This is a genomic window from Brevundimonas sp. Leaf168, from assembly GCF_001423685.1.
GTDB lineage: Bacteria > Pseudomonadota > Alphaproteobacteria > Caulobacterales > Caulobacteraceae > Brevundimonas > Brevundimonas vesicularis_C.
In genome coordinates this window covers 18,333-44,064 of record NZ_LMOY01000009.1, presented here as the reverse complement: position 1 = coordinate 44,064, position 25,732 = coordinate 18,333, and the positions used below count along the sequence as shown (strand labels likewise).

Genomic DNA, 25,732 nt, shown 5'->3' with positions numbered 1-25,732 from the left:
GCAGAGAGAAAATATCCGAAGCTTAGCCGCCTGGTCCAGAAGCTCCGCACCGCACGACAGTGAATGACGTTCCACTGTGTTTGCCGCCGTCCTGCATGCTCGTGCCCGTCCATCTCTATGGGCGAAGCTTTGCGCCAGCATCAAAATGCTGACCAGCGACTTAAGCGTCGGCCGCCGGAAAGACGGCAACCTTCCTCCGGACGTGTCGTTGTCAGAGCCTCCCCGTTCGGCCGCAACCGCGATCGTCATTCCGCAATCGAGATCAGAAGGATCGCCATGCCGGTCATCGTCGTCACAGGCGCCAGCGCCGGCATCGGTCTCGCGATCGCCGAGCGGTTCGCCCGAGCCGGATGGCAGGTCGTGGTGATCGCCAGACAGGCTGAACGGCTTTCCAACGCCGTCGAACAGCTGAAGCGTTCGGGAGACCGAGTGATCGGCATGGCGGGCGATGTGTCCGATCCGGCCTTCGTCGAGCAGGCGGGGCGCGATGTCGTGGACGCTTTCGGCGGCATCGATGTCTGGGTCAACAACGCCATGTCCACGGTCATCGGGCGCGATGAAGATCTGACCGACGCCGATTACCGCCGCGTCGTCGAGACGACCTATCTGTCTCAGGTCTACGGAACGCGCGCGGCGCTTCGGGTCATGCGGCCGGCGGACACAGGGGCGGTGATCCAAATTTCCTCGGGATTGGCGCTGCGCCCCGCCCCGCTGCAGGCCGCCTACTGCGGCGCCAAGGCGGCCATCGACGGGTTTACCGAGGCCATTCGGGCCGAACTGATCGCCTCAGCTTCCAACGTCACCCTGACCACCGTTTATCTGCCGGCCGTCAACACGCCCCAGCCTTTGTGGTCACGCAACCGGACCGACCGGGCGCAGGTCATTCCAGATCCCCTGTTCGATCCTCGCCTGTGTGCAGACGCCGTCTGGTCGGCCGTGCAGCGGCCCAGCCGTAAGGTCTTCGTGGGTCGCACGACATGGCTGATGGCGCTGGCGCAACAGTTCGCACCGGCGCTGGCGGATCGGCAGGCCGCCAGGATGATCACAGCGCAGCAGGGCGACCCGCAACTGCCGCGTCTCGGCAATCTCGATCAACCCGAAGACGGTCCGGCGGCGATCGACGGCCCAGACACCGAACGGGTGATCAGACCATTGATCGGTTTCGTGTCCAGCCGCCAGATTGCGGCGCTCAAGGTCGCGGCGGTCGGCGTCCTTGCCGGCCTTGCCGTAACGGCTGGCTTTGCGATCAGATCGTCCAAACGATGACAGAGACGACCTTCACGCCCCATCCGGCGCGCTCGTCGCAAGCGCTCCGTCCCGATGGCTACGTCGCCCTCGAAGATTATGGCGTTCTGGGCGAGGGCCGAACGGTGGCCCTGTCGGCGCTGGATGGCGGCATCGATTGGTGGTGCGTCCCGGCGATCGATGCGCCGCCCCTTTTCGACCGCCTACTGGATCCGGAGGGCGGCCGGTTTTCGATCACGCCGACCGAGGCCTTCACGGCGACCCGCCGCTATCGCCCCGACAGCAATGTGCTGGAGACGGAGTTCATCACCGCCAGCGGACGCGCGCGCCTGACCGAGAGCCTGAACAGCGGCACGGCCGGTCGTTTGCCCTGGTGCGAACTGGCCCGCCGTATCGATGGCCTGGAGGGCGAAGTGACCTTCACCCTGGACATGCGTCCGGGGCGTCGGGGCGACACGGCCAATCCGTATCATTCGAAGATCGGCGAACACACGGTCTTCCATGTCGAGCGGGTGCTCGGCCTGTTCGTCCACGATCCGCGCATCTCATGCGAATGGTCCGATGAGGGCATTGTCGGAACCATTGTGGTCGGCGCAGGCGAGCGGCGCACCGTGGCCATCGTCGCTGGACGCGACGAACCGCTGGTCGTGCCGTCCATCGAAGAAATCGACGCCCGCATCGACCTGTCGGATCAGGAATGGCGGGATTGGGCGGCGCGCTTGAACTGCCCCGGCCTGTATCGCGACGACTTCATCCGCAGCGCCCTGGCGTTGAAGTTGCTGCTGTACTCGCCGTCGGGCGCCATCGCCGCGGCCGCCACGACGTCCCTGCCCGAGCGACTGGGCGGCGACAAGAACTGGGACTATCGCTACGCCTGGCTGCGCGACGCCGGCTATACGATCGAGGCCTTCTTGGCGGCCGGCGCCCAGGCGGAGGCCAAGGCCGCTTTCAGTTGGCTGCTGATGCAGCTGAAGCGCCATGGCGCCAAGGTCTGCTACAGCCTCGACAGCGCACTCGTGCCGCCGGAAACGCACTGGGACATGCCGGGCTATAAAGGCTCGCGTCCGGTCGTCACGGGTAATCGCGCCGCCGACCAGGCCCAGCACGGCGTATTCGGCGACATCTTTGAGACCGCCTCGCGCTTCGTCGGCTGCGGCAACATCCTCGACAGCGCCAGCGCCCAGCAGTTGTCCGAACTGGCGGATCAGTGCGCCGACGCTTGGCGACAGCCGGACGCGGGCATGTGGGAGCTGGAGGATCAGCAGCACTACACCATGTCCAAGATCAGCTGCTGGCAGGCCCTGGCCCGTGCGGTCGAGCTGGCGGACGCGGGACAACTGCCGACGACGTGCCGGGATCGCTGGCGGCGGGAGCGCGACCGGATTTTTGACTGGGTCGAGACGCATTGCTGGTCCGAAAACCTTCAGGCCTTCGTCATGTATCCGGGTAGCGACAAGCTGGATGCGGCCCTGGCCCTTGCCGTGCGGTTCCGGTTCGATGGCGAAGAGCGGCTGCGCGCAACCCTTGACGCGCTGGACCGTCACCTCGGCGCCGGCGTCTTCCACTATCGCTATTCCGGCATGCAGGCCGAGGAAGGCTGCTTCATCGCCTGTTCCTTCTGGATCGCCGAAGCCTGGGCGACGCTAGGCGAACCGGACAAGGCGCGCGCCCGCATCGACGCCCTGCGCGAAGCCCTCAGCGGCCGCTGGGGCATGCTGACCGAGATGATCGACCCGGACACCGGCGCCTACCTCGGCAACATGCCGCAGGGGCTCAGCCACCTCGCGCATCTGACCGCCCTGACCGCCGTCGGCAAGGCGCAGACCACTTCCCCCCAGCCCGAAACGGAGACGTTCCATGACTGATCGCCTGACCCTTCAGGATCCGCGCGAGCAATATCCAAAGCCGCCCTTCCCGCGCCAACCGCAGCCCGTGCCCGGCGAAGCGCGCGAGATGGACCCAAAGCCCGATCATGGCGAGGACAGCTATCAGGGTTCCGGCAAGCTGAAAGGACGCAAGGCCCTGATCACCGGCGCCGACAGCGGCATCGGCCGCGCGGCCGCCATCGCCTACGCCCGGGAAGGCGCCGACGTGGCGCTCTCCTATCTGCCGTCCGAGCGCAAGGACGCCGCCGAAGTCATCGCGCTGATCGAGGCTGAAGGGCGCAAGGCCATCGATCTGCCCGGCGACATCACCGATGAAAACTGGTGCCGGCAGATGGTCGAACAGGCCGTGTCCGCACTGGGCGGACTGGACATCCTGGTCATCAACGCCGGTCGCCAACAGTATCGCGAGGACATATCGCAGGTGACGTCGGAAGACTTCGACAAGACCTTGAAGACCAACCTCTACGCCATGCACTGGATCGCCCAGGCGGCCGTCCCGCATCTGCCCGCGGGCGCCTCGGTCATCACCACCGCCTCGATCCAGGCCTATGAGCCTTCGGCCATCCTGCTGGACTACGCCACCACCAAGGCCGGGATCGTCGCCTATACCAAGGCCCTGTCCAAGCAGCTGATCGAAAAGGGCATACGGGCCAATGTCGTGGCGCCCGGCCCCTTCTGGACGCCGCTGCAGTCGTCTGGCGGACAGCCGCAGGAAGCCGTGATGAAGTTCGGCGAGCAGGTGCCGCTGGGTCGGCCGGGCCAGCCTGTCGAGATCGCCCCGGTCTATGTTCTGCTGGCCTCTCAAGAAGGCAGCTACATCACGGGCGAAGTCTTCGGCGTCACCGGCGGCATGGGCGTCGCCTGACAAGACAAAACCGGCGGCGGGGTCGTCCCGCCGCCGGTCTCTCTTTCTCGGCCCTACGACTAGCCGGCGATGGTGGCGACCGAGCCGGAATCCACCCGGATGCCTGCGCCGTTGATAAAGCTGGCGCGTTCAGAACACAGGAAGGCGACGGCAGCCGCGACCTCTTCAGCCTTACCTCGGCGATCCAGGGTCATGCCGGGGCGTTCTTCCTTCAGGAAGCTCTTAATCGCCTCCTCGAAGGTTTCGCCGCGTTCCTCGGCGCGCTTCTTCATCATGGCGTCGGTCATCGGGGTGGCGATGAAGGCGGGCGAGACTGTGTTCACCAGCACATTGTCGCAGCCGTAGGCCTTTGACAGACCCTTCGCCAGGCTGAGAATGCCGGCCTTCGAGGCGCAATAGGCCAGTTCATCGACATAGGGCTGGACCGCATCCTCCGACGCGAACAAGACGATACGGCCCCAGCCCGAACGCCGCATGGCCGGAATGGCCTGGCGGCACATCCGCACCGCGCCCATCAGATTGATGTCGAGCGTCTCCAGCCAACCGGCGTCATCGACATCCAGGAAATCGCCGGTCGCGCCGGTCACGCCCGCTGCGTTCACATAGATGTCCGGATCGCCCATGCGGTCTCGGACCTCCGCCCACAGTCTTTCGACATCGTCGGCCTTGGTCACGTCGCCGGTCACGCCGATGCATTCGCCCAAGGCAGAAAGCTCTTGGACGGCTTCATCCAGCGTGCCGTCCGGCTTGTCGGTCAGGGCGACCCGTACGCCGGCTTCCAGCAGCAGCCGCGCCGTCTCCTTGCCCATGCCGGAATCGGCGCCGGAAATGAGGGCGATACGCCCCTTGATCCCAAGGTCCATCACAAATCTCCTGTTCGTTGACGTTCGAGGAAGCGATCGGCCGTGCGCAGGGCGACGGCCATGATGGTCAAGGCCGGGTTGGCCGAAAGCGCGCTGGGGAAAACCGAGTTGTCGCAAACGTACAGATTGTCGATCTCGACGCTACACCCGTCGGCGTCGACGACCGCCCCGTCCGATTTGTCCCCCATCCGGCAGCCGCCGATGGTGTGCGCCGACCGGGCCACCGCGAAGATGTCCTCGGCGCCCGCGGCGGTCCAAATCTCGGTCATGACGCGCCGGGCATGGGCATCCAGACGCCGCTCGTTTTCGCCATAGCTGAAGTCGATCCGCGCCTTGCGCAGCCCGACGGCGTCGACCTCATCGGAGAGGGTTAAGCGGTTGTCGTCGTCCGGCAGACACTCTCCATTGATGCCGATCCCGGCGAGCCGGCGATAGTTGCGTAGCGTATCGACCAGCGGCGCGCCCCATAGGCCCGCGCCGCGCGCGAACCCGCCCGCCAGGGTGACCGGCATGACGCCAAGGCTTTGGATTAGATAGCCGCCGGCGAAGTTCGCGTCGGCCGGACGCACCATTTCTTCGCTGATCAGGGAAGACGGATAACCGCGGTTCATCGACATGTCGGCGTCGAACCGGCCCCAGACCTGAGTCGCCACATGGGTCATGAAGTTGCAGCCGACCTCGCCGCCGCCGTTGCCTAATCCCCAATTCAGCAGCAGCCTCGGCGTCTCGACACCGCCCGCACAAAGGAACAGCGCTCGACAGTTCAGCCGATGATCCTGCCCGTCGCGGCGATAGATCATGGACTTGATCCGTCCACCGGCGTCACGTTCCACGCCTATCGCCCGCGCGTTGGCGATGATCGTGGCGCCGTTGGCTGCGGCCATCGGCAGAAAGCTGTTGTCCGCGCCGCCCTTGGCGCCGGTTCTGCATCCCTGGTGGCAGGCGCCGCAGTTGACGCAGGCCATGCGGTAGGGCGTCGTCCCCGCCTCGCGATCGCGGGACAGCACGGCCGCCGGCGCATCCGTAACGGTCAGCCCGACGGCCGTCGCGCCACGGGCCATTGCATCCGCCGGGGCGTTGCGCGGGACAGGCGGATAGGCGAACTGTCGCCCGCCCCACGGATAGTCGGCCGGGCCTGAGACCCCGATCACCGTCTCTACGGTCTCGACATAGGATTTCAGTTCGTCCCAGCCGAACGGCCAGTCCCGCCCGCGTCCCGTCTCCGAGGCCAGCGTCAGATCACGGGGATCGGGTCGTGGGCAGAAGGCGCCCCAGTGCAGGAGCGAGCCGCCGACGCCCTGGCCGGAGTTGTTGGCCCCAAAGGCGGTCGGGTCGCGCCCTCCGCTCAGGCGCTCCTCCATCCAATAGAGATCGGCCGTCGTTTCGTCGGGCGTATGCTCCGCCGGATCGAAAGCCCGCCCTGCCTCCAACACCGTGACCGACAGCCCAGCATTCGCCAACCTGGCCGCGATCGGAGCCCCGCCGGCCCCGCTGCCGATGATGACGACATCGGTTTCGCCGGCCGTCCTTGCAGGCGCGCTCAACCCACGCCCTCCATCGGCAGACGCCAAGGTTCGATGTGGTCCGCCGCCGTCTGATCGTAGCCCTGGAACCGGCCTTCGCCGCCCGTGGCGAAACCGTCGTAACCGATCTGGGCCCAGGTGGCCGGCAGCGACATCCACAGGCGCGCGGCCTCGGACACGACGTCCTCGAACCACAGCCTCATGGCGTCCGCCGAAAGCCGGCCCGGCTCGGGCCATTCGCCCTGTGAAATGGTGCGCAGGATGTCGTCTTGGCGATCGGGGGCCAGGGTTGCGAACTCCGGCGCCATGGCGGCGATCTCATCCAGCCCGCGTCGCCAGGCCTCGGCGTCCGAGGGAAGATCGGCGAACCGCCATCCATCGCCCTGTCCGTTGGCGAGGCCCACATCCAAACGTCGCGCCAGATCATCCGGATCGCCTGCATCAGGCAGAATGCGCGCGATCATCGCCGACAGCACGGCGCGCTGGGTCGGGTTCAGGACGCCGCCGTCAGCTGGCACCGGACCGAAATGACGATCCAGCATTGCGCGTCGTGTGCGATCCGACACGCGATCGGATGCCATCAGACCCACGAAGCGTGGAGGCAGCGCGGATGAACCGACCTTCTCGACGAATTCTAGAACCAAGCCGGCGAGACGGTCCGGCTGTTCCTGAGGGATCAGGTGCGCCGCATCCGGCACGACCACCACGTCAGCGGCGCGATAGTGGGGAGCGTTGAGACGCCGCTGCGCCGTCTCGCCCAAATCGCCATCCTCCGCGCCGGCGATGATCAGGGCAGGGAAAGGCAGGACGCCGGCCTGATCGGACCAATCCTCGCGCGATCCTTCGGCTAGCCATCCGCGCCAGGCTTTGGGGCTGGATCGGGTGAAATCGGCCAGCGCCTGATCGAAGGCGGCTTGCGGCAGACCGGCGGCGGTATTGGCGTCGATGAACTGGTGTCCCCGATCCTCTATCCTGGCCGAATCGTCGAACCAGGTCAGCATATCCGCACGCCTGCTCTCGTCCATCGGCTCCGGCGAGGGTGGCGATCCGGCGACCAGCACCACGCCCAGCAACCCGCTCAGACCCGCCGCCCCGTCACGCGCCCGCGCGGCGATCAAGGTCGCAAACTTGCCGCCCATGCTGTGGCCGACAAGGATCCAGCGCGGGAGATGGAGATTGGTCAGGCGGCAGCTCAGGTCGTCGAGCACGACCTGGACATCGCCATAGCCTTCCCCCGCCCTGTCCCCGAACCCTGGAAGATCGATCGCGACGGTTACCATCTCATCGGCAAGCCGGTCGATCACCGCGTCCCAATCGTGGCGGCTCGAGCCCAGGGAATGAAGGAAGACGACAGTAAGGCGGGTGTCTGTGGGCATGCAGGGGCTTTTAAGAAAGCGAAGACGCGAGGCTCCGCCGTGATCGGTCGGCGGTCGTCGATCAGCGCGCCAGCGGCGGAATTGCTCCCAACAAAACAGACTCCAGACGTTGAAACCGGCGCAAACCCGCCCTGCCCTCAGGCCGCCGCCAATTCGGTCAGAAGCTTCTCGATGAAGGCCGTGTCGTGCGGTTGATCGTTGGCGGCGTCGACGATCATGCGATCTTCGGACCAACGTCGATCATCGCGCAACGACAACGACGCTTCCATGCCGGGCCGACGCGCCGCCGCGATCCGCAACGCCGTCGCCTTCGGTCCCGACACGATTTCCGTGACGCCGGCATCACGGGCGAGCGCCGCAAGGCGACGGCCGGTGAACAGGTCCTCTGCGGGGTCTGGTAAAGAGCCGAACCGATCTTCGGCTTCGTCTCGCAAGGCGTCGACATCTTCCGCCGTCGTGGCGCGCGCCAACCGGGCATAAAGATTGATGCGCACGGTTTCGTCGGGGATGTAGTCCGCCGGCAGATGCCCTGTCGCGCCGACGTTCAGACTGGGAGAAGCTTGGTCTGGATCGGGATCGCCTTTGGCAGCCGCGAGCGCCCGAGCCAGAACGGCCTGATAAAGGGCCGAGCCGATAAGCCTGAGATGTCCGGCCTGTTCCTCGCCCACCAGATCGCCGCCGCCGCGCAGGTCAAGATCGCGCCCGCTGATCGCGAAGCCCGCCCCCAGTCGGTCCAGAGCCTCCAATGTATGAAGACGGGCCTCCGTCGCCGCCGCCATGGGCGCTTCGGGATCGGAAAGCAGATAGGTGAAGCCCTGGCGGCGCCCCCGGCCGACACGCCCGCGCAGCTGATGCAACTGCGCTAGGCCGAAGCGGTCCGGCCGCCAGATCAACATCGTATTGGCGCGCGGCACATCCAGGCCCGTCTCGATGATGTTCGTGGCCAGAAGCACGTCCCCCTCGCCGTCGGAGAACCGGCTCATAACCTCGTCGATCGCCGACGGGGACATGTCACCGTGCGCCGAAACCACCGACAGCTCGGGCGTCAAGGTCTTCAAGCGTTCCGCCAAAGGTTCCATATCCTCGATCCGCGGCACGACCACGAAACTCTGGCCGCCTCGCGCCTTCTCGCGCATCAGCGACAAGCGAACGGCCCCGGCGTCGAACGGGGTCATGAAGGTTCGGATGGGCCGGCGTCGGGCGGGCGGACTAGCGATCAGGCTGACGTCCTGAATGCCGACCATGGCGCTCTGCAGGGTTCTTGGAATCGGCGTGGCCGACATCGACAACAGATGCGGCGCTTTTTCTGCCAAGGCAGATTTCATCTGCGCGCCGAAGCGATGTTCCTCATCGATGATGACAAGCCCAAGGCTGGAAAACGCCACCCCTTCCGACGCCAGCGCCTGCGTACCCACCACGACGCGCATGGAGCCGTCCGCCAGCCCCGTCTTGACCGCCCGCGCCTCCGCGCTGTCTGCGGCGCGCGACAAGTGGCCGACCTGAACGTCCGTGTCCTTGAACCGTCTCTTGAAGACCTCGAAATGCTGGCGCGCCAGGACGGTGGTCGGGGCGACGACGATGACCTGTTTGCCGGCAAGGGCCACGGCCGCCGCAGCGCGCAGGGCGACCTCGGTCTTGCCGAAACCGACATCGCCGCAGACAAGCCGGTTCATGGGCTTGCCGGATCCCAGGTCGGACAGGACCGCCTCGATGGCGCGCGCCTGATCGGCTGTTTCGGGGAAGGCGAACCCTGCGGCGAACCGGGCCAGCGCCTGACGCGGGGCCGTGATCGGTTCGGTCCTCAGCGCTGCACGCGCCTCGGCCCGCGCTGACAGGGCCGCTGCGGCCTCGTCGATCTGCGCGCTCACCTTCGCGCGACGTTTGAGCCATCCCTGGGTATTCAGTCGATCCAACGATACGGCCTCCTTCTCCGAGCCGTAGCGCCAGATTTTGTCGAACTCCTCGATCGGCGCGAGAATGGTTCCTCCGCCATGATACTCGATGCGCAGAACGTCGCGCTCGACACCATCTGCTTCGACCTGCTCCAACGCCTTCAGGACGCCCAGTCCGTGGTCTTCATGGATGACCACATCGTCCAACCGCAGTTCTGTCTCTCCGAACGCATTGTTCGTGTCGCCGGATGCTCGCGCGATCCGGCCGCCGAAGATGTCCGAAGGCGTCAGGACGACTAGACCGGCGGCCGCCTGTCGGAAGCCTGTGTCCAGATCGGCGGTTACGACGGCGATCTGCCCGTGCTGCAGAGTCGCGATCGCGCTCCAGTTCTCCAGCACCACGGGCGCATCGATACCGTGTCGGCGCAGCAGGCGCAGGATGATCCTGTGCTCATGGGGCAATCCCGTCAGGACGATGCGATCGCCCGCCTCGCGCCGCTCGGCGATAAATTGTTTAAGGGCCCGCCCTGGCGATTTCTCGAATGCGAAGGCCGGGGTCGGCGCCCAACCCTCGACGCTCAGGGGTTTGGCGCTTTTCAACGCCTGCCGAACGTCCTTCTCCGTCAAATAGAGGCTGTCGGGTTTCGAAGGACGCGCGCCCTCGCTGAACCGCAGGCGGGTGTCATAGGCTTCGGCCACATGCGCGCGAATGCGTTCGAACCGATCTTCCACGCCCACGTCGGTCAGGATCATCGGCTTGTCGAGGAAATCAAACAGGGTCGTCGAGGTCTCAGCATTGATCGACGGTCCGGTCTCCTGACGATCGTCATCCTCGGGTGACCGGTCGCTCCACTCAGCCGCAGGGGTCAGACAGATCGTCTGGATCTCGGCGCCCCGGCGTTGCGATACTGGATCGAAGGCGTGGATCTCAGTGATCCGGTCCGCCTCGTCCAGGGCGATGCGATAAGGCGTTGCGGACGCCGGCGGGAAGACGTCGACCACCGCGCCGAGCAGAGCGTACTCGCCAGGTTCGTCGACCCGCTCATCCGCCGCATAGCCCGTATCCGTCAGAAACGACTCCAGAAGTTCGCGATCCAGCGCTTCGCCCGCCGCGAGCGACAAGCGGGCCTTGATCCGTTCGCGCGACGGCGTCCGCTGCACGATCGCATCGGGCGAGACGACCAAGAACACGGGCCTTGCGCTGGCTTCGTTCAGGGCGGCCAGGACCGCCATCCGCCGCCCCATGCTTTCTCGCGAAGGCGCAGCGCGGTCGTAGGGCAGGCAGTCCCAGGGCGGCAGGACCAGCACCTCGGCGTCCTTCACCATCGGCGAGAGCGCCGCCGCAATCTCATCGGCGCGGCGTTCGCTGGTGGCTATGAACACCACGGCCTGCGAGCGCCTTGTCTTCATCTCGGCAAGTCCAGCCGCCACGGCCGCCGCCGGCATTTTCCAACGCTTGCCGTCGTCCTGCTCGGGCGCTGGCCCTCCAACGAGGACCTGTTGGCCCGTGGCGGAAAGATCGGTCTCGGCGGGTAACGATTTCATCTTGGCTCAACCCCAAGGCCGGCCGGGGGTTGCGCCCGCTTTCGTACCCCCAGTCATTTCAGCCGCCAGCGCGACGGAACCGCCCTAGAAGGGATTTGCAGGATCTTTTCGTGCGGCGGCGATTTCGGCCAGCGTGGGGTCGCGCCGAATGGTCAATCCGTCCGACGACCAGTCGATCAGTCCGAGATCCGCCATCGCCCGCAGCCAACCGTCCATCGGCCAGATCGACCAGGCGGCGTGAAAGCGTTTGGCGTTGGCGATCAGGGCGCGAAAATGCTGCAGGGGCGGATCATAGCCCTCATGGTGCTGGTGGAAGACCGGCGCGCCGCCGGCGAAGAGGAGCGGCAGGCCGTCTCTCGCGATGCGAAAGCCCAGGTCCGTATCTTCGGCACCGTAGCCGACATAGGTCTCGTCGAACCCGCCAAGCCGATGGAAGGTCGCGCGACGGAGCGCGAAAGCCAGAGACCAGAACAGGCCGGGATTGCCCTCCGGGCGTTCGCCTTCCTGCGGAAAAGGGCGCACGGGATGGGGGCGCCCGGCCGCCTTTAGATCGATCTCCGACAGGGGGCCCTGCCGGACGGCTCCGGCGGGGAGATACAGCACCTCTGGACAGACGACGGCGTCATGCTCGGCGAGCAGGGCCTGCATACGGCCGCAAACTGACGACGACACGATGCAGTCCTCGGGCGGCGGCCAGAGGCAAGGCGTCGCCCGCCAGACGTTCGATGCGAACGGGAAAGCTCAGTGGCGGCAGCGTCACCGGTGCATCGCTCATGTCGATGACGACCAGTTCGTCGGGCGGCGTGGCGCTGAGGGACAATCCCTCGACCAATCGGTCCAGATGGGCTTGCCGGTTGCGAACCAGCGTGAGCGCGGACAGGCTGGTCATCGGCGGCTCCACAAATCCAGCCGATAGTTGGGATGCCGTTCGGCCAGATCCACTCTCAGGACAGCCGACAATCCAAGCCAGAGGCGTTCCACGGCGTCGTCGGCGGTCTGGGGATAGTCGGTCTCGCCGGTCCAGTGCACCAGAAGGACGCGTCCCCCCTCGACCAAACCGTCGGCGATGCGTTGCGCCGCAAGGTCCAGATCAGCGTCGCTCCAATAATAGGCCACCTCGGACAGGACGACGAGATCCAGCCCATCAAGAGCCGGACAGTCCCGGGGGAACGCCGCGGCCTCGAACCGGACGTTCGGCCGCCCCGACAGACGCTGGCGCGCTCGCTCCAGGGCAGTCGGGCTGACGTCGATCGCCAACAGATGATCGCAGACTGCGCTCAGCCGCTCGGTCAGGACGCCGCCCGCACAACCGACCTCGAGCGCAAAAGCCGCTCGCCGCGCCGACAGAGCGGCGATAGTGCGATCGAACTTGGCCGCCTCATAGGGGCTGGAGGCCAGACTCCATGGATCGGCGTCCCCGGCGAAGATGCCTTCGAAGTAGGCGGCGGGAAGCGAGCGTTCAGCCATAGGCGTCGCGCCGATAAAGGGTGTCCGAGGCGGCGCGCAGCCCTCTCTCCTTCTCAAGCCGGAACCCTTGGCCGAACATCGGCGTCGACTGACTTTGATGGCTCGATAAGGCGTACGCTCTGAGGCCGGCCCTAAGAGGTCGCGTCGTGATCCGTAGTTTCGACCCGGGCGGAGCCGCCCCCCACACGACATAATCGAACACGGCGACCGGCCGGCGGGCCAGCCCGGCCGCGCGGCGCGCAAGCTGGGCCGCAGCCTGATGATCGCAATGGGGATCGTCTGGTCCAGTGACGGCGATCGCATCGACGCGCCGATCACGGCACAGGGCGGCCAGACGACGGGCGGTCGCCTCGAATACCGTGCTGCCAGGAGAAGCGGGCTGAGCATCAGGCCAATCCAGAAACACGGGCGCCGCAGCCGCATCCCCCGCCAACCGTCGAACCGCGCGCCCCGCCTCCAGGCGTCGGGTCCGGACAAGCCTCGCATGGGAAGCCGTGTCCGGATGGTCGTGCGAACCCGCGCCGTCGGTGAGGATCACGACGCCTGCTAAATGTTGCGTCGCCGCCGCCTGATGGATCAAGGCTCCGGCGCCCAACGTCTCGTCGTCGGCATGCGGAGCAACGACCAACCACCGCGCGGATCGCCAGGGCGAACGCTCCAGCGCCAGGGTCGCCAGCCGGCCGGCTTTCTTGCTCACCATAGGGCGTCGCCCTCGCCCCAGAGATCGCGATCCAGCCAGGTCTTGGCCGCCTGGTCCTTCGCATAGTCGGGTCCGGCCTGCCGAAGGTAGAGGCTGAGATCGCGGGTGATCTTGTCGATGCGCTCGCCGTCGAAGGCGCTGCGCGTCCCGACCGACCGCGCCGCTAACTCCATGACATCCAGGGCGCTGCGTTCGACGACGCCGCGCGTGGCGCGGGCGAAATCGCCGGCGTCCGGCGCTTCGGAGGCCGCGCGGATCGCGGCTTCGCGGACCCAGAGCCAGGCCGTCCGCATCGCAACGACCGCATCGGCAAAGCGCGCGCGCCGGATGGAATCTGCGCGCGCGGCGTCGGACAGCGCGTCACGCATCGCCATGACCAGGCCTTCGACGCCGCCCAACTGCACCGCCGTAAATCGCCAGGCTCCCGCCGTGAAACGCGGTTCGCGATCATAGTCTCCAGGACGTCCGAGCCGCTGATCGGCATCGACCGTCAACCCGGTCACCTCATAGCGCCCGCTGGTCGTTGCGCGCATGCCGCGGACGCGCCAACCGCTCAGATCGGCCCTCTCGGGTTCGTTCGCCGGCACGACGATCAGCTGGCGTTCGCCCTGTTCCGGCTGGGCGGTGATGATCGCATATTCCAATCCGCCCGCGCCGGTCGCGAACATCTTGGCACCCTGCAGCCGGTCGCCGACCAGACGAACGCCGGGCGGCGGTTCCGTCGCCCAGACGCCGAACCAGCCGCCCTGCGCCACAACCTTCCCCAGCCAAGCCTTCTGGGCCGGGTCCGCGTACCAGTCGAACAGCGCCAGGGCGTTGACATGTCCTTCGAACAGTCGGCCGACGCTCAGATCCGACCGTCCCACGCTGCGTAGAGCGTTCATCAATGCCAAGGCCTTGTGGAGTGGATTGTCATAGGCCGTTCCGCCGCTTTGAACCGGAGCGAACCGCCGCCCCCAACCCTCCGACGCGAGCAGCGTCAGACTCTCGGCGGGATATCGCGGCGCGGCGTCGTAGCGCGCACCTAGCGCCGCCAATCTAACCTCAAGTTTTAGAGGCGATGACGCGGTCGGCGTTGCTTCCAGAGCTGTCATCGGCGTGCCTCAAGCTCTGATGCGAGATCGACAAGCCAGAGTCCGGCGGCGCCGAGTCCCTGCCCGCTGATCTGCTGCCGATCAGCGGGCGACAGTGAGAGTGCTGACCCAAGGATGCTCGGCCATTGCTGCGCCTGCGGCCACTGCGCCAGGACGATCGAAGCGCCTAGCGCCGCCAACCGTTCGGCCTTTGCCATCTGCTCGTTATAGGCGCGAGGCTCGGGAAGACAGACAAAGGGTTTGTCGGCCGAAATCACCGCGTTCAGCAGGCCGTCTCCCGCGCCTCCGACGATGATCTCCGCCTTTTCGATCTCGTCGCCGATAGCGTCGATCCAGCCTGCCAGCTTCAGGTTCGGCGGCATGATCGGCGGCGGCTCGATCGGCCCGACCCCGGTCCACACTTGATCGGGCGTAGCTTCTGCAGCCGCCGCCAGCTTGGCGCCATCCAACGGATCGCCACCCCGCCCATGAACGACCAGGATGCCTGATCCACGCTTCGGTCCTGAATTGCGCCGGGGGGCGAAGTAGTGCGTCTTGTCGCGCACCTCTCTGGCCCCCATTCCATCCAGCCGCTCATGGAAGGGCGCAAGCAAGGCTTCTGCGCCGCGGAAGGCGTCCAGATGCGCCGAATCTGATCGATCCCCCGCGAGACGGACATAAACCACAGGCGTCGCACACAGCCGGGCCAGCATCGCCATCTCGACCGACACATCGATCACCATCAAGGCCGGCTTGGCGTCGCTGATCCACTGGGCGAACCGGGCGGTTCGCGCCCGGACGCCCGCATGGTGATAGGGGGCGTAATGCAGCGCCTCGGGCCGGACAGGCGCCTCGTCACGGCCGGAGAAGCGGTCTCCCTCGTGGGGCCTGTCATCCTCCAGATCCACGCAGGCGATGTCTTCGGTTCGCCCTTTCAGTCCCGTTCCAAGCAGGACAAATCGCTCGGGCGCAGCGGCGGCGATTTCCAGTGCGCGCTGGCGGTGGCCGTCGCCCTGGTGATGGACATAGTATCCGATCGAAGCCCTCACGCTGCGGCTCTCTCAACGCCGTCGGCCCATTCTCGTAAATCCATGTCGAGCGGCATGGCGGGCAACTGGGTTTCCAGTGCCGACAGCCGCCTGGCGCTCGCCGCGTCGTGACGCTGACCCCGGCGCCACCTCACCCGCTGCCGCCAATGCGAAAGGTCCGGCGCCATGATCGGACCGCCGTTCCGCGCCTGATCGAACAGACGGGTCATATCCTCCGCCATCCCCCCGGCGGCGCGGCCCGTCGTGCGTGCCGACACGCGGGTCCACACCGCCAAGGGATGCACAAGCCTGGCCCCCTGCGCTTGAGCGGCGATCACAAGCGCCCGATCCTCGCCCGTCGGCTGTTCCGGCACCCCGCCGGCTGACTGATAGGCCGCCGCGGTGATGGCGAGGCTGGCCCCGGTGTGATCGCCATGGCGAGGCGCCGGGTCATGCGGCGAAGGGTCGATCTCGTCCTCAATCGTGCGAACTTCACGCCAGTAGGCGTCCCATAGTCGACGCAGAGCCGCGACATCCGCCGAGATCGGTTCCGCTTCATCCAGGACCAGCCGTCCGCCCACCAGATCCGCTCCATCCACGATGGCTGCGAGATTGGCGGACAGCCAGTTCGGCGGCGGTCGCGTGTCGGCGTCCGTCGAGATCAAAACGCCATTGGATCGATCTCCGAGATGCTCGATACCGGCGGACATGGCCGAACGCCTCGCCGCGCCGGCATGCGCCCGATGCTCTGGGAAGGTCTGCAGATCGACGACGATGTCCAGTCGATCCTTCCACCGATCGGCTGCGGCCTGCGCCTGAGGGAGCGAACCGTCCGTGGAGTTATTGATGCAAAGCGCGACCGAAATCCTGCCCGGAAAATCCTGCGCGGCCAGGGCGGCGAGAAGCACGGGAAGACGCCGTTCCTCATTCCGCACGGGCACGCAAACGCAGAAGGCAGGTTCGTCCTTCATGCGATCAGCCGATCTTCCAGCGAGTCATTGGCCTGCATCTGTCCCGCCGCAGCCGCTTGGATCATCTCGCCATAGAGCCCTTCATAGGCCGTGATCATTCGGCGCACATCGCAGGCCGCCTCGGCGCGGGCGCGGCAGGCCGACCGAGACAGGCCGACCGCCCGGACGATGGCGCGCGCCAGATCCTGCACGTCGTCCGCGCGCGCCAGGGCGCCGCAGTCGGGGGTCAGGATCTCGGGTATGGCGCCCCGCGCGAAGGCGGCGACCGGCGTTCCGCACGCCAGCGCTTCGGCCACCACCAGCCCGTAGGGTTCGTCCCAGCGCGGCGTGCAGACGAAGGCGGCCGCCTGTCCGATCTCCTGCGAGAGCCTTTCGTGATCGAGGTGGCCGAGATAGGTGGTTTCGCGCGTCAACCTCGGAGCGATCTCGGCATCGAAATAGGCTTGATCCAGGATCGGGCCTGCGAACCGCAGGGCGATACCCGCCAATGCCGCCGCGTCCAGCGCCAGATGCAGACCCTTCTCGGGCACGATCCGCCCATACCAGATCAAATGCCCAGGATCGTCGTGATGCGCACGCCAGGGAAAGCGCTCCAGGTCGATCCCGTTCAGAATGACCTGATCGATCGGCCGCACCCGGCTCCATTGCTCACGCATCGCCTCGGAAACGCCGACAAACCGCGCGAAGGGCGCGCTCGCTTCGCGGATACCGCTTTCCAGCCAGCAAAATGGCGGCGTGTGGAGCGTAGTGACCATCGGCATCGGCAAGGTCTCCGCCATCGAGACCGGCAGATAGTGCAGGCTGTTGTTGTGGATGACGTCGAACGAACTGCGACGAAGCCGGCTCATCAACGACAGATAGGCGTGATGCTCTCGGAAGAAGGCGACGTCGCCCGCCTCCGCCGTCCCGACCTTGGCGATTTCCGTCTGCTCGCAGATCGCCTCCAGACCGAGCGCGGGGTCCGACAGGGTCGCTGCAAACAGAGTGACGTCATGACCGTTCAGCCGCAGTTGGCGACAGAGCAGATGGGTATGCATCTCCAGCCCGCCGGCGAAGGGTTCTGCGATCGGATATTTGAGATGTGCGATGACGCCGATGCGCATCCGTACCGCCGTGATCGACTACCCGATCCCCCTCGGATCGGTTCATGGCGTAAAGCCTGAAGGTCAAAGCTATGCCGAGGCTATTCGTTCCTGTGTGCGATAGCGGTCTCAAGTCCTCAAGGGATGCGTTTATCTCCTCAGAGGCGCCAAAGGCCGTTGAAATCAGAGTGCCGGGTGCTCGATGCAATCTCGCAGCACGCGCTCAAATCGAACGTGTTGAAGCACTTAGCTGGTAGGCCTTGCTTGGACGGATTAAATTGGACCGAAACCATAACCGACATATTTATCGAATTTTTTCATAACATAAGAATACGCTAGACGATCAGGTTAGATCATCCTTGTCATTCGCAACACTATTCTAGGTCAGAAGCAAATGTTCCTGCCATTTTAGAGATAAAATCTCGCGCATAGGCGTCACCCTCGCTAGCCAGTTCTAGAATCAGTCGCCGATCACGGCAACTCTATCGATCCGCCTCGCCTGCGGGTGCGTCAGACGCTTGCCCCGCGAAAAGTCTGCGCGACCAGGTCCGCGCGATCCGAAGGTAGCGAAGCGGGCGTCTTCCGGCTGAAGCATTGTGCGGGGATTGCCGTCGCGGCCGGTGTACCACATCTCGGTCCAGCCCGCCGGCGCGATATGATCGTCCATCCAGCAGTCGAGGAAGGTCGCTGCGCCGACAAACTTCGGATCGCCGTACCGACCATCAGGGAAGGTGCTGGACGGTCGCCAGGGGCGCCCCAAAAACACGGAATGCCGCAGGACGCCGGCGTCCCTGGTGAGACGGCAATCGTGGAAGACAAAGCCGTAGTCCTGCTCGATCGGCGTGCTTGGGGCGACGATATAGCCTTCGACCGGATCGGCGGGACGAAGTCGCGATCGGATTTCGCAACGTTCGAACCAAGCACGCCCGCCGCCGAAGATGAAGTCATAGCTGCCAGTGATGAGGCAGTTTTCAAACAGGGTCGCGCCCGCGTCGGGGAACAAGGTGTCCTGATAGCTGAGAATATCGCAGTTGCGGACGACCGCGCGATCCGACCCCTTGTCCATCATCAGAGCCACGGCTTGGGGCCCTGCGCCACTGTGAGAGTGCAGGCCGTTCGGCTTCGTTATTTCCGCCAGACCGTCGAAGGCATTATTGATCGTCAGGTTCTCGGCGCGAAAATCGGGCGCGCGAACGAACAGGGTCGGGGTGCGGAATGTGCCCCACATCCGCCCATCCGGCGCCGCCAATCCCGATGCCGCCAGATGATTGATCACCGAGGCCGAGCGATCCTCGCCAATCAGATGAATGAAGGGTTTGTCGACAACGACCTGCTCGGTCCAGATGCCGCGCGTGATCAGGATGCGGAACGGCTTTCGCCCGTCCGCCGGTGCGGCGGCGATGGCGGCGGAAAGGGTGGGATAGGAAGGCGCGCCGACCCGACGACCGGAGTCGCTTGTCCCCAGCACAGCATCGTAGGGCGCCACAGCGGCCCAGGAAGACGGCGGCGCCATCATCGGCAAAGCTGCTGCGGCGACAAGCGCCTGACGGCGCGAGAATGACAGACGCATGAGAGCCCCTAATGAAAAAGAAGGCGCCGGCCGACAGGTCGGCCAGCGCCCAGTCTCCCGGAGGAGTTGGGAGTGTCTTAGAAGGTGTAGCGGACGCCGAAGTTGTACTGCCTTCCGGTGTGCGAATAGACGTAGATACTGTCGCGGCGACTGTCTGTGTACTGCTCATTGAAGGCGTCGGTCAGGTTCAAGCCTTCGAACGTCAGCTTGATGCGGTCCGTCAAAGCATAGGAGGCCGAGGCGTCCACTGTCACGATGTCACGCACGCCATCGATGTCATTGGTGCTGGTGCCGCTAGGGACCGCGGTCAGATAGCGATCGCGATAGGCGGCCGAGACGCGGGCGCTGAACCGATCGTCTTCGTAATAGAGGGTGGCGTTGTAGGCGGTCTTCGAAAGGCCGAGCAGATCATTTTCAACGAAGCCCGTCGGCGATCGCGAGGAAATATAGCTGATCTTGGAGTCCACCAGCGTGACGTTGAAGATGGCGCCGAGATTGTCGAATGGTCCGGGCAGGAAGGTGAAGGGCTGCTGATAGCTGACCTCGATCCCCTTCAGCGGGCCGCCTTCGGTGTTCACCGGCTGGCTGAACAGGAAGACGTCGCTGGGCGAAACACCCAGGCCGTTCAGCAACTCCAGCGGCAAGCCGGATTGATTGAAAGGCTGGGAGGTTCGAGAGGTTTGAATGTAGCTTTCGATGTCCTTGTAGAACAGGCCGACTGACAGCAGGGCGTCAGGCGCGAAATACCATTCCGCCGACAAATCGTAGGTCGTGGCGCGGATGGGATCCAAATACGGATTGCCCGAGCTGACGCTGAACACGCCGACCGTGCTGAGGCTGCCGCCCGGCGTCACACTGCCGAGGTTTGGACGGGTCATGACCTTGGCGGCGCCGAACCGCACCAGGAAGTCCGGCGTGACTTCGGCCGTCAGATTCAGCGCCGGTAGAACGTCGTCATAGTCGCGATCGACGGTCGTCTGCTGCGCCGCGCCGGCGACCAGTTGATAGCCGGTCGAGCTCTGTTTCGTCTTGACGTAGCGCACACCGATGTCGCCGCGTACCGGAACGCCTCCAAGTTCGGTGTCAAAGTCGAGCTGCAGATAGGCGGCCGAGTCCTTCTCGGTCACATTGCGGATGTTGCCGCGGGCATTGGCGTTGGAGGCGCCGCTGAGTTCGAACAGTCCCGTGCCGCTGTAAATGTTAAACAGGTCAGCAAAGGCGTTGAGGTTCGGCGCGATCCAGTTGGTGACGGTGCCGTTCGGTGCGCCAAGATTGCGACCAAACCCGCTGACCAACTCGGTCAGGCTGGCCAGGGTCACGCCAGCAGGCAGCTGCGGCACCACGCCCTCGTTGACCCGCGCCAGAGCCCAGGAGTCGAACTCATATTCTTTGTAGTTCACCCCGGCCTTAAGCGTCAGCGACGGCGTCAGATCGTAGCCGCCGTCAAGTTGCGCAGTCTTGATCGTGTTGGTGACGCCCTGCGGACGCAGGCGGATTTCCGAGCGCGCCGCCCCGAAGTTGTAGGCCAGCGGGTCGGTCACGTCATAGCCGAACCGGATCAATGGCGCGTTTCGGTTTTCGCGATAGTCGTATGAGTAGTTGTCCGAATTTTCACGGTTCAGAATGACCGTCGTCTGGATCGGATTGTCAAAATCAGACTTGGAATAGCCCACCAGGCCCTTGATCCTGAATCGGTCGCTGAACGCGTGCTCTAGGCTCAGTGTGCCTTGCGTATATTTGGTGTCGAGTTCGTCGTAGCGAGTTTCCGTCTCCACATCGACGTCATCGAACAAGCCGTAGACCATGTCGCCGTTGGCATCGATGACGCCGTCGCGCACGATGATTTCTGGTCGGCCGCCCTGCGACGCGTTGCGCGCGAAGGACAGGGCTTCCAGCCAGTTTTCCTGACGCGTGGCTTTGAAGTCGGAGTAGAGCAGATCGAGATTGATCAGCGTCTGTTCCTGCGGGCGGAACTGCACCGATCCCGTCAGGCCCAGCCGCTCCTGATCGTGCGTCAGTCGGCCGTAACGCGGAAAGCGGGGCGTATAGACATCGGCTCGCCTCGCATCGGCAAAGGGTGATGCGGGGTTATAGCCGCCAGCCTCGGTCCCGTTGAGCCAGCCGCCGGAACCATGTCCTTCCTCCAAAAGCCGACGCTTGGTATAGGCCACCGAGACGAGGGCTCCGAGACGCCCATCCATCCAGGTATTGCTGGCGAGCGCCGCGAACCGCGGGTCCCATTCCCGGGACAGATCATTGTAGCCGTATTGGCCCGACACAACGAGGTTGGCGCCGGCGTAGTCGAACGGACGACCGGTCTGCAGATCGACCGTAGCGCCCAACGACCCCTCTTCCGTTTCGGCCGAGGCGGTCTTGCGGACCGTGATGCTGTTGAAAAGCTCGGACGCGAAGACGTTGAAGTCGAAGGCTCGGTTGCGGTTGGCGCCGCCTGAGCTGTCCGTGCCCGACGCAGTGCTCTGTCCCTCGACGCCGTTGATGCGCACGCGCGTGAATTGCGGCCCCAGCCCTCGCACCGTGATCTGACGGCCTTCGCCAGCGTCGCGTGCGATGGAGACTCCAGGCACCCGTTGAATGGACTCCGCAAGGTTGGCGTCCGGAAAATCGGCCATATCCTCGGCCTTGATCACATCCACCACGCCGTTAGCTCGCCGCTTAGCCGTCAGCGCGCTGCCCAGCGACGCACGGAAACCGGTTACCACGATAGTTTCAACTTCGTCCGCCAGGTCTTCGACCTCGCTCCCCTGGGCGACGGTCTGGGGCGCGACGCTCGCGCCGGCGAGCACTGCCGTCCGGCCGTTGTTGGACGCCACCACCAAGTTGCTGCCCTGCAGGAGCCGGCCCAGCCCCTGATCAACCGAATAGACGCCTTGCACAGCGGCGGTCCGTTGCCCTGCGACCGCTTCGGTCGACGCCAGGATTTGAAGATCCGCTTGGCGTGCGAAGGCCGGCACGCCGGTCGAGGCAGGCTGCGCAGGGACATTGAACTGTCTGGCCTGAGCCTGAGCGGCGCCGGCGCCGGCCAGCGCCATCGTGCTGACGGCGATCATCAGCGACGCCTTCGCGCCTTGGTTTCGCGACATGGCCATGCGTCGGCCCTCCCTTTTTCTGTTTCCTGGTTCCCGGACCCTTCTTCGAGGGTTCCAAGAGTCTCGATGTTCGACGATCGACTTTCCGTCGCCGGACGAAAAAGATTTATCCCGCGCCACCCAGCATGATGACATCTGCGCCCAGCTTCACGCTCGCGTCATGGGCGACGCCCACCGCCTGGGCGAAGCTTTCCGGTTCGTTGGTGCGGAACCATCCGACCACGGTACGGCCTTCCAGATCCGGATCGACTATCACGATCTTGCGGTTGTTGTAGCGGTTGAACTCAGCTGCCGCCGCGCCGATCGTGTCGCCATCCAGAACAATCTGCCCTTCTCGCCAAGACAGAGCCCGGTCCATTTCCAGCGGACGGTTCACCGGACTGGACGCGCCGGCCTGGTCGCTGACGAAAACCTGTTCACCGGCGCCGACGCGGCGGCGCATTTTTCCAGCGCCCTTGTCGCTCCAGACCTCCACGACGCCTTCCGTCACGCGAACTTCGGCCCCGCCGGACTTGCGGCGAACTGAGAAGGCAGTGCCGACCGCTTGGACGCGGACATCGCCCGCCGCCACGACGAAAGGCCGCGCTCGATCTTTTGCGACCTGAAACCACGCCTCTCCCTGATCAAGGGTCACGGCGCGTTCGGCCTTCTGAAAGCGGATGTCCAATGTCGTGTCGGTGTTTATCGCCGCCATTGACCCGTCGGCCAAGGGCACGCGGCGAATCTCGCCCACCAAGGTCCGGTAGCGCTGACGCGACAAGATCGGCGTCAGAACGACCCCGGCCGCGACAGCCGCCGCCAATCCCATCCCCCCGAGAAGCACGCGGCGGTCGGGCTTCGCCGGCGCCCGGTGCGTTTGGGTCTGAGGCATGGGCTCGACCATCAAGGCCATGACCGCCCGCGCCCGCCACAAAGCGCCCTCACGACGGCTGTCGCCAGCCAGCCAGTCGTCCAAGGCCGCCTGGTCGGACGCGCTAATCACGTTTGCGTCCAGTCGAGCGGCCCAATTGGCCGCCGCCGCGTCGATCTCTGTGGAAGCTTCACGGCTCATGCACGCCGCTCCCCGGTCGATGATGGGGCGACATTAGCGTCAGCATTTGCCAAGCCTGCCAGGACGGCTTTCAACGCGCGCGCAGCTTCGTTCTCGACCACGTTCTCCGACACGCCCAACTGGCGCGCGATCTCCTTTTGAGACAGCCCCAGCACGCGGCGCATCTCGAAGATGCGTCGGCTGCGTTCGGGCAATGTGGCGACGATCTTCATTACGCGTTCGAGTTCCTTGCGTCCCCCGGCGATACGCTCTGGCGACGGTTCGTCCCACTCGATGCGCAGGGCGTCGATTTCCGTCACGGCGTCGATCCGGACAATGCGGGCGCGGCGCATCTGCTCAAGCACGACAGACCGCGCGGTCTGAAAGAAGTAGGCGCGAGGGCTCTCGATCTGCTCCACCGCCTTGAGGTTGGCCAATCGGCAATACGATTCCTGAATGACATCATCGACGTCGTTGGACGTCACAAGCGATCGCCGCAACCAAGCGCGAACGTCCTGTTCGTGGGGAAGTATTTCCTGCCCCAACCAGCGAACTCTTGCGTGCTCCGATTTTCCGCCGCCGTAAATCATTGATTTCCCCTCCTGGGGACGATGCGTCGCGAGGCCGTTTCCGTCAAAATTTGTGTTCGAAATAAGCAGCGACAAGTCGAGGTTTGAGGCGTGCAGATGCTGCAGGCGGCAAAGCTTTCATCATAAAGACCACGCTCAGCGGCTGATGGAAGGGATTGGCGATCGTGTCGTGGCCGAAATCCGAAACCTTGACCGCCCGTATCGTGCGCCGGAAAGAGTGCTTTCAGGCCTAGAGACCCGCGAAGTCTACAGCCTTGGCGAATAGTTCGCCACGACTGCTGACGTCCAACTTGCGATAGGCATGTTTGATGTGAGTGCGCAGTGTCTCGATGGAGATGTCCTGCTTTTGAGCAATACGCCCCGTCTCCATCCCCGCCAACATCATCGTCACGATGTGTTTTTCGCAGGGTGTCAGGTGGTGAATCTGGAGCATTGCTTCGTATGAAACACGGTCCGCCATTCGGTGTGCAGCAAACCCGATGCTGTCGTCATCGCCCGGTATGAGTTGTTGGCAGCGCAAAAGCCATTGTCGATCGGCATTCGTCGATGTGACGGCATAGATCGCTTGCCCGGGCACAGCGTCTTTCAAAAGCCGAGCCAGCGCCGCAGCCGTCTGTGCACTGTCGGAGACAAGATGGTCGTCATTCAGCCGGAACACGCCGGCGTCCTTCAACATTCGATAGGCGGCTTCGTTCGCCCAACCGATTCGTCCCGATCGCGATAACAACATCCTGGCGCGGGGATCGATGTTGACCCAAGCCGCGATGGCGCGAGACCAAGGCGGTATGAGATCGGCGTCATCGTCGAAGTTCAGGTTCGCCTGTCGTGGATCGCAGTCGCCGATTTCACTCCCGACAGCAAGAAAGCCCGTCACGCCCACAATCATCTCAACCCTCCCTCGTGGCTGGGCCTCGATGCTCGACACGTAAACAGCCATTCCAAGCGTCGAGCGTTCTCAGGCGCAGTTCACCACACCGTCCTATCCACAGACCGGGCCAATTGACATACCCGAGTTAGGGGAGTGACGGCCGTCGAAGTCGATCCAGCTCAATACCGCTCGCCAAATGGCGTCGAACTTTCACACCAACACGCTGGCGCAGCTTCAAGGTGTGTCCTTGCACCACCAATAATGATGCGCAGATCGACTAAGCAATCATCGATAGTGTCTTTGACGATGCGACGCCGCCTCCAGCGGTGAATAGATGATGACACCACGACATTGTGGCGCCCACCCAGTCTCATTGGGCGGGAAAATATTGAAAAGCTGGAGGATAATATGCGGACCTATATTATTGCAGCGGCGACTGCCGCTGCGGCCTTGCTGGCGATGCCGGCTGTGTCGAGCGCACAGACCAATGTGACCGTCTCGACCACCGTGACCAACTTCTGCGGCATCGGCTTGGCCAATGTTGCAGGCGGAAACGTCGCGGTCGCCAACGGCGTACGTCAGAAGGTCACCACATTGCGGATGTCGTGCAACGCCGCCAGCGGCGCCAAACTGACATCAAGCGCCGCCAACGGCGACTTCAAGTCGGCGGCAGGCAAGCTGATCAACTACGATTGGGATCTGTCCGTGCCGGAAATCCCCAGCCTGGGCTTTGCGGCCAACGACACCTATCCCGGCGAACCTGCCCAAGTCACCAACTCTGGCGGCTACAGCCAAAAACTGGCTGACGGCGTCTTCGGCGATCTGTTCCTGAACCTCTGCTACAACGTCCCCGGCGGCAGCGGTGTGGGCGGAACACAGGGCGATCCGAGCAACCCCGGCTCTTCGGGTTGTGCTGCCTCCCCCTCGGGTCCAGGCGCCGCTTCGGCTCCGGCCGGAACCTATACGGAAACCTTCACCTTCTCGCTCGATCCCGCTTGATCGTCGCGAAATGCAGGGGCCGCCCTCGGACGGCCCCTGCTTCTTCGTGAGA

General features: G+C 64.7%; 21 protein-coding genes. 4 read left to right on the top strand and 17 right to left on the bottom strand.

Annotated elements, in window-relative coordinates:
* The first annotated feature begins 276 nt into the window (after nucleotides 1-276).
* Genes ASF81_RS09250 through ASF81_RS09240 form a run of 3 tightly spaced genes read left to right on the top strand, consistent with a single transcriptional unit; the run spans nucleotide 277 to nucleotide 3,996 of the window.
* Entirely contained in the window at nucleotides 277-1,266 is a 990-nt protein-coding gene (locus tag ASF81_RS09250) for an SDR family oxidoreductase (RefSeq protein WP_055807966.1), read from the top strand.
* Nucleotides 1,263-3,110: a glycoside hydrolase family 15 protein gene (locus ASF81_RS09245; RefSeq protein WP_055807964.1), complete on the top strand. Its 1,848-nt coding sequence runs from the start codon at nucleotides 1,263-1,265 to the stop codon at nucleotides 3,108-3,110. The genes ASF81_RS09250 and ASF81_RS09245 overlap by 4 nt, the downstream gene beginning before the upstream one ends.
* The gene (locus ASF81_RS09240; protein WP_055807962.1) at nucleotides 3,103-3,996 is read left to right on the top strand and encodes an SDR family oxidoreductase; all 894 of its coding nucleotides are present in this window, start codon (nucleotides 3,103-3,105) and stop codon (nucleotides 3,994-3,996) included. Before ASF81_RS09245 ends, ASF81_RS09240 begins: the two co-directional genes overlap by 8 nt.
* A gap of 59 nt (nucleotides 3,997-4,055) precedes the next feature.
* Here ASF81_RS09240 and ASF81_RS09235 read toward each other — a convergent pair whose 3' ends face one another.
* The 17 genes from ASF81_RS09235 to ASF81_RS09160 all read right to left on the bottom strand — a co-directional run bounded on the left by ASF81_RS09235 (nucleotide 4,056) and on the right by ASF81_RS09160 (nucleotide 24,750).
* Nucleotides 4,056-4,859: an SDR family NAD(P)-dependent oxidoreductase gene (locus ASF81_RS09235; protein ID WP_055807960.1), complete on the bottom strand. Its 804-nt coding sequence runs from the start codon at nucleotides 4,857-4,859 to the stop codon at nucleotides 4,056-4,058.
* Complete coding sequence (locus ASF81_RS09230) at nucleotides 4,859-6,403, bottom strand: GMC oxidoreductase (protein ID WP_055807958.1); 1,545 nt, start codon at nucleotides 6,401-6,403, stop codon at nucleotides 4,859-4,861. The genes ASF81_RS09235 and ASF81_RS09230 overlap by 1 nt, the downstream gene beginning before the upstream one ends.
* Nucleotides 6,400-7,758, bottom strand: coding sequence for an alpha/beta hydrolase (locus tag ASF81_RS09225; RefSeq protein ID WP_055807956.1), 1,359 nt, complete (start codon nucleotides 7,756-7,758; stop codon nucleotides 6,400-6,402). The genes ASF81_RS09230 and ASF81_RS09225 overlap by 4 nt, the downstream gene beginning before the upstream one ends.
* A gap of 137 nt (nucleotides 7,759-7,895) precedes the next feature.
* Nucleotides 7,896-11,195, bottom strand: coding sequence for a DEAD/DEAH box helicase (locus ASF81_RS09220; protein ID WP_055807953.1), 3,300 nt, complete (start codon nucleotides 11,193-11,195; stop codon nucleotides 7,896-7,898).
* 84 nt (nucleotides 11,196-11,279) lie between these two features.
* Complete coding sequence (locus tag ASF81_RS09215; RefSeq protein WP_200932929.1) at nucleotides 11,280-11,867, bottom strand: glycosyltransferase family 2 protein; 588 nt, start codon at nucleotides 11,865-11,867, stop codon at nucleotides 11,280-11,282.
* Nucleotides 11,818-12,084: a hypothetical protein gene (locus ASF81_RS15275; RefSeq protein WP_200932928.1), complete on the bottom strand. Its 267-nt coding sequence runs from the start codon at nucleotides 12,082-12,084 to the stop codon at nucleotides 11,818-11,820. The genes ASF81_RS09215 and ASF81_RS15275 overlap by 50 nt, the downstream gene beginning before the upstream one ends.
* A complete protein-coding gene (locus ASF81_RS09210) occupies nucleotides 12,081-12,662 on the bottom strand; it encodes a class I SAM-dependent methyltransferase (protein ID WP_055807951.1) in 582 nt (193 codons plus the stop codon). The genes ASF81_RS15275 and ASF81_RS09210 overlap by 4 nt, the downstream gene beginning before the upstream one ends.
* Nucleotides 12,655-13,362: a PIG-L deacetylase family protein gene (locus tag ASF81_RS09205; protein WP_055807949.1), complete on the bottom strand. Its 708-nt coding sequence runs from the start codon at nucleotides 13,360-13,362 to the stop codon at nucleotides 12,655-12,657. Before ASF81_RS09205 ends, ASF81_RS09210 begins: the two co-directional genes overlap by 8 nt.
* Complete coding sequence (locus ASF81_RS09200) at nucleotides 13,356-14,246, bottom strand: acyl-CoA dehydrogenase (RefSeq protein ID WP_200932927.1); 891 nt, start codon at nucleotides 14,244-14,246, stop codon at nucleotides 13,356-13,358. Before ASF81_RS09200 ends, ASF81_RS09205 begins: the two co-directional genes overlap by 7 nt.
* 206 nt (nucleotides 14,247-14,452) lie before the next feature.
* A complete protein-coding gene (locus ASF81_RS09195) occupies nucleotides 14,453-15,484 on the bottom strand; it encodes a glycosyltransferase (RefSeq protein ID WP_055807945.1) in 1,032 nt (343 codons plus the stop codon).
* Entirely contained in the window at nucleotides 15,481-16,434 is a 954-nt protein-coding gene (locus ASF81_RS09190; protein ID WP_055807943.1) for a glycosyltransferase family 2 protein, read from the bottom strand. Before ASF81_RS09190 ends, ASF81_RS09195 begins: the two co-directional genes overlap by 4 nt.
* Complete coding sequence (locus tag ASF81_RS09185; RefSeq protein WP_082503515.1) at nucleotides 16,431-17,537, bottom strand: glycosyltransferase; 1,107 nt, start codon at nucleotides 17,535-17,537, stop codon at nucleotides 16,431-16,433. Before ASF81_RS09185 ends, ASF81_RS09190 begins: the two co-directional genes overlap by 4 nt.
* Nucleotides 17,538-17,976: 439 nt before the next feature.
* A complete protein-coding gene (locus ASF81_RS09180) occupies nucleotides 17,977-19,086 on the bottom strand; it encodes a pectinesterase family protein (RefSeq protein WP_055807940.1) in 1,110 nt (369 codons plus the stop codon).
* Nucleotides 19,087-19,163: 77 nt separating this feature from the next.
* Nucleotides 19,164-22,154 carry a TonB-dependent receptor gene (locus tag ASF81_RS09175; RefSeq protein WP_235559294.1) on the bottom strand — a complete coding sequence of 997 codons (2,991 nt, stop codon included), beginning with the start codon at nucleotides 22,152-22,154 and terminating at the stop codon, nucleotides 19,164-19,166.
* Nucleotides 22,155-22,299: 145 nt separating this feature from the next.
* Complete coding sequence (locus tag ASF81_RS09170) at nucleotides 22,300-23,244, bottom strand: FecR family protein (RefSeq protein WP_055807938.1); 945 nt, start codon at nucleotides 23,242-23,244, stop codon at nucleotides 22,300-22,302.
* On the bottom strand, nucleotides 23,241-23,888 hold the full coding sequence (locus tag ASF81_RS09165) for an RNA polymerase sigma factor (protein WP_235559293.1): 648 nt from the start codon (nucleotides 23,886-23,888) through the stop codon (nucleotides 23,241-23,243). The genes ASF81_RS09170 and ASF81_RS09165 overlap by 4 nt, the downstream gene beginning before the upstream one ends.
* Before the next feature lie 154 nt (nucleotides 23,889-24,042).
* Nucleotides 24,043-24,750, bottom strand: a complete 708-nt coding sequence (locus ASF81_RS09160) for a response regulator transcription factor (protein WP_082503513.1) — start codon at nucleotides 24,748-24,750, stop codon at nucleotides 24,043-24,045.
* Between the two features lie 339 nt (nucleotides 24,751-25,089).
* Here ASF81_RS09160 and ASF81_RS09155 point away from each other — a divergent pair, with 339 nt between their 5' ends.
* Entirely contained in the window at nucleotides 25,090-25,680 is a 591-nt protein-coding gene (locus ASF81_RS09155) for a hypothetical protein (RefSeq protein ID WP_055807932.1), read from the top strand.
* The last annotated feature ends 52 nt before the right edge of the window (nucleotides 25,681-25,732 follow it).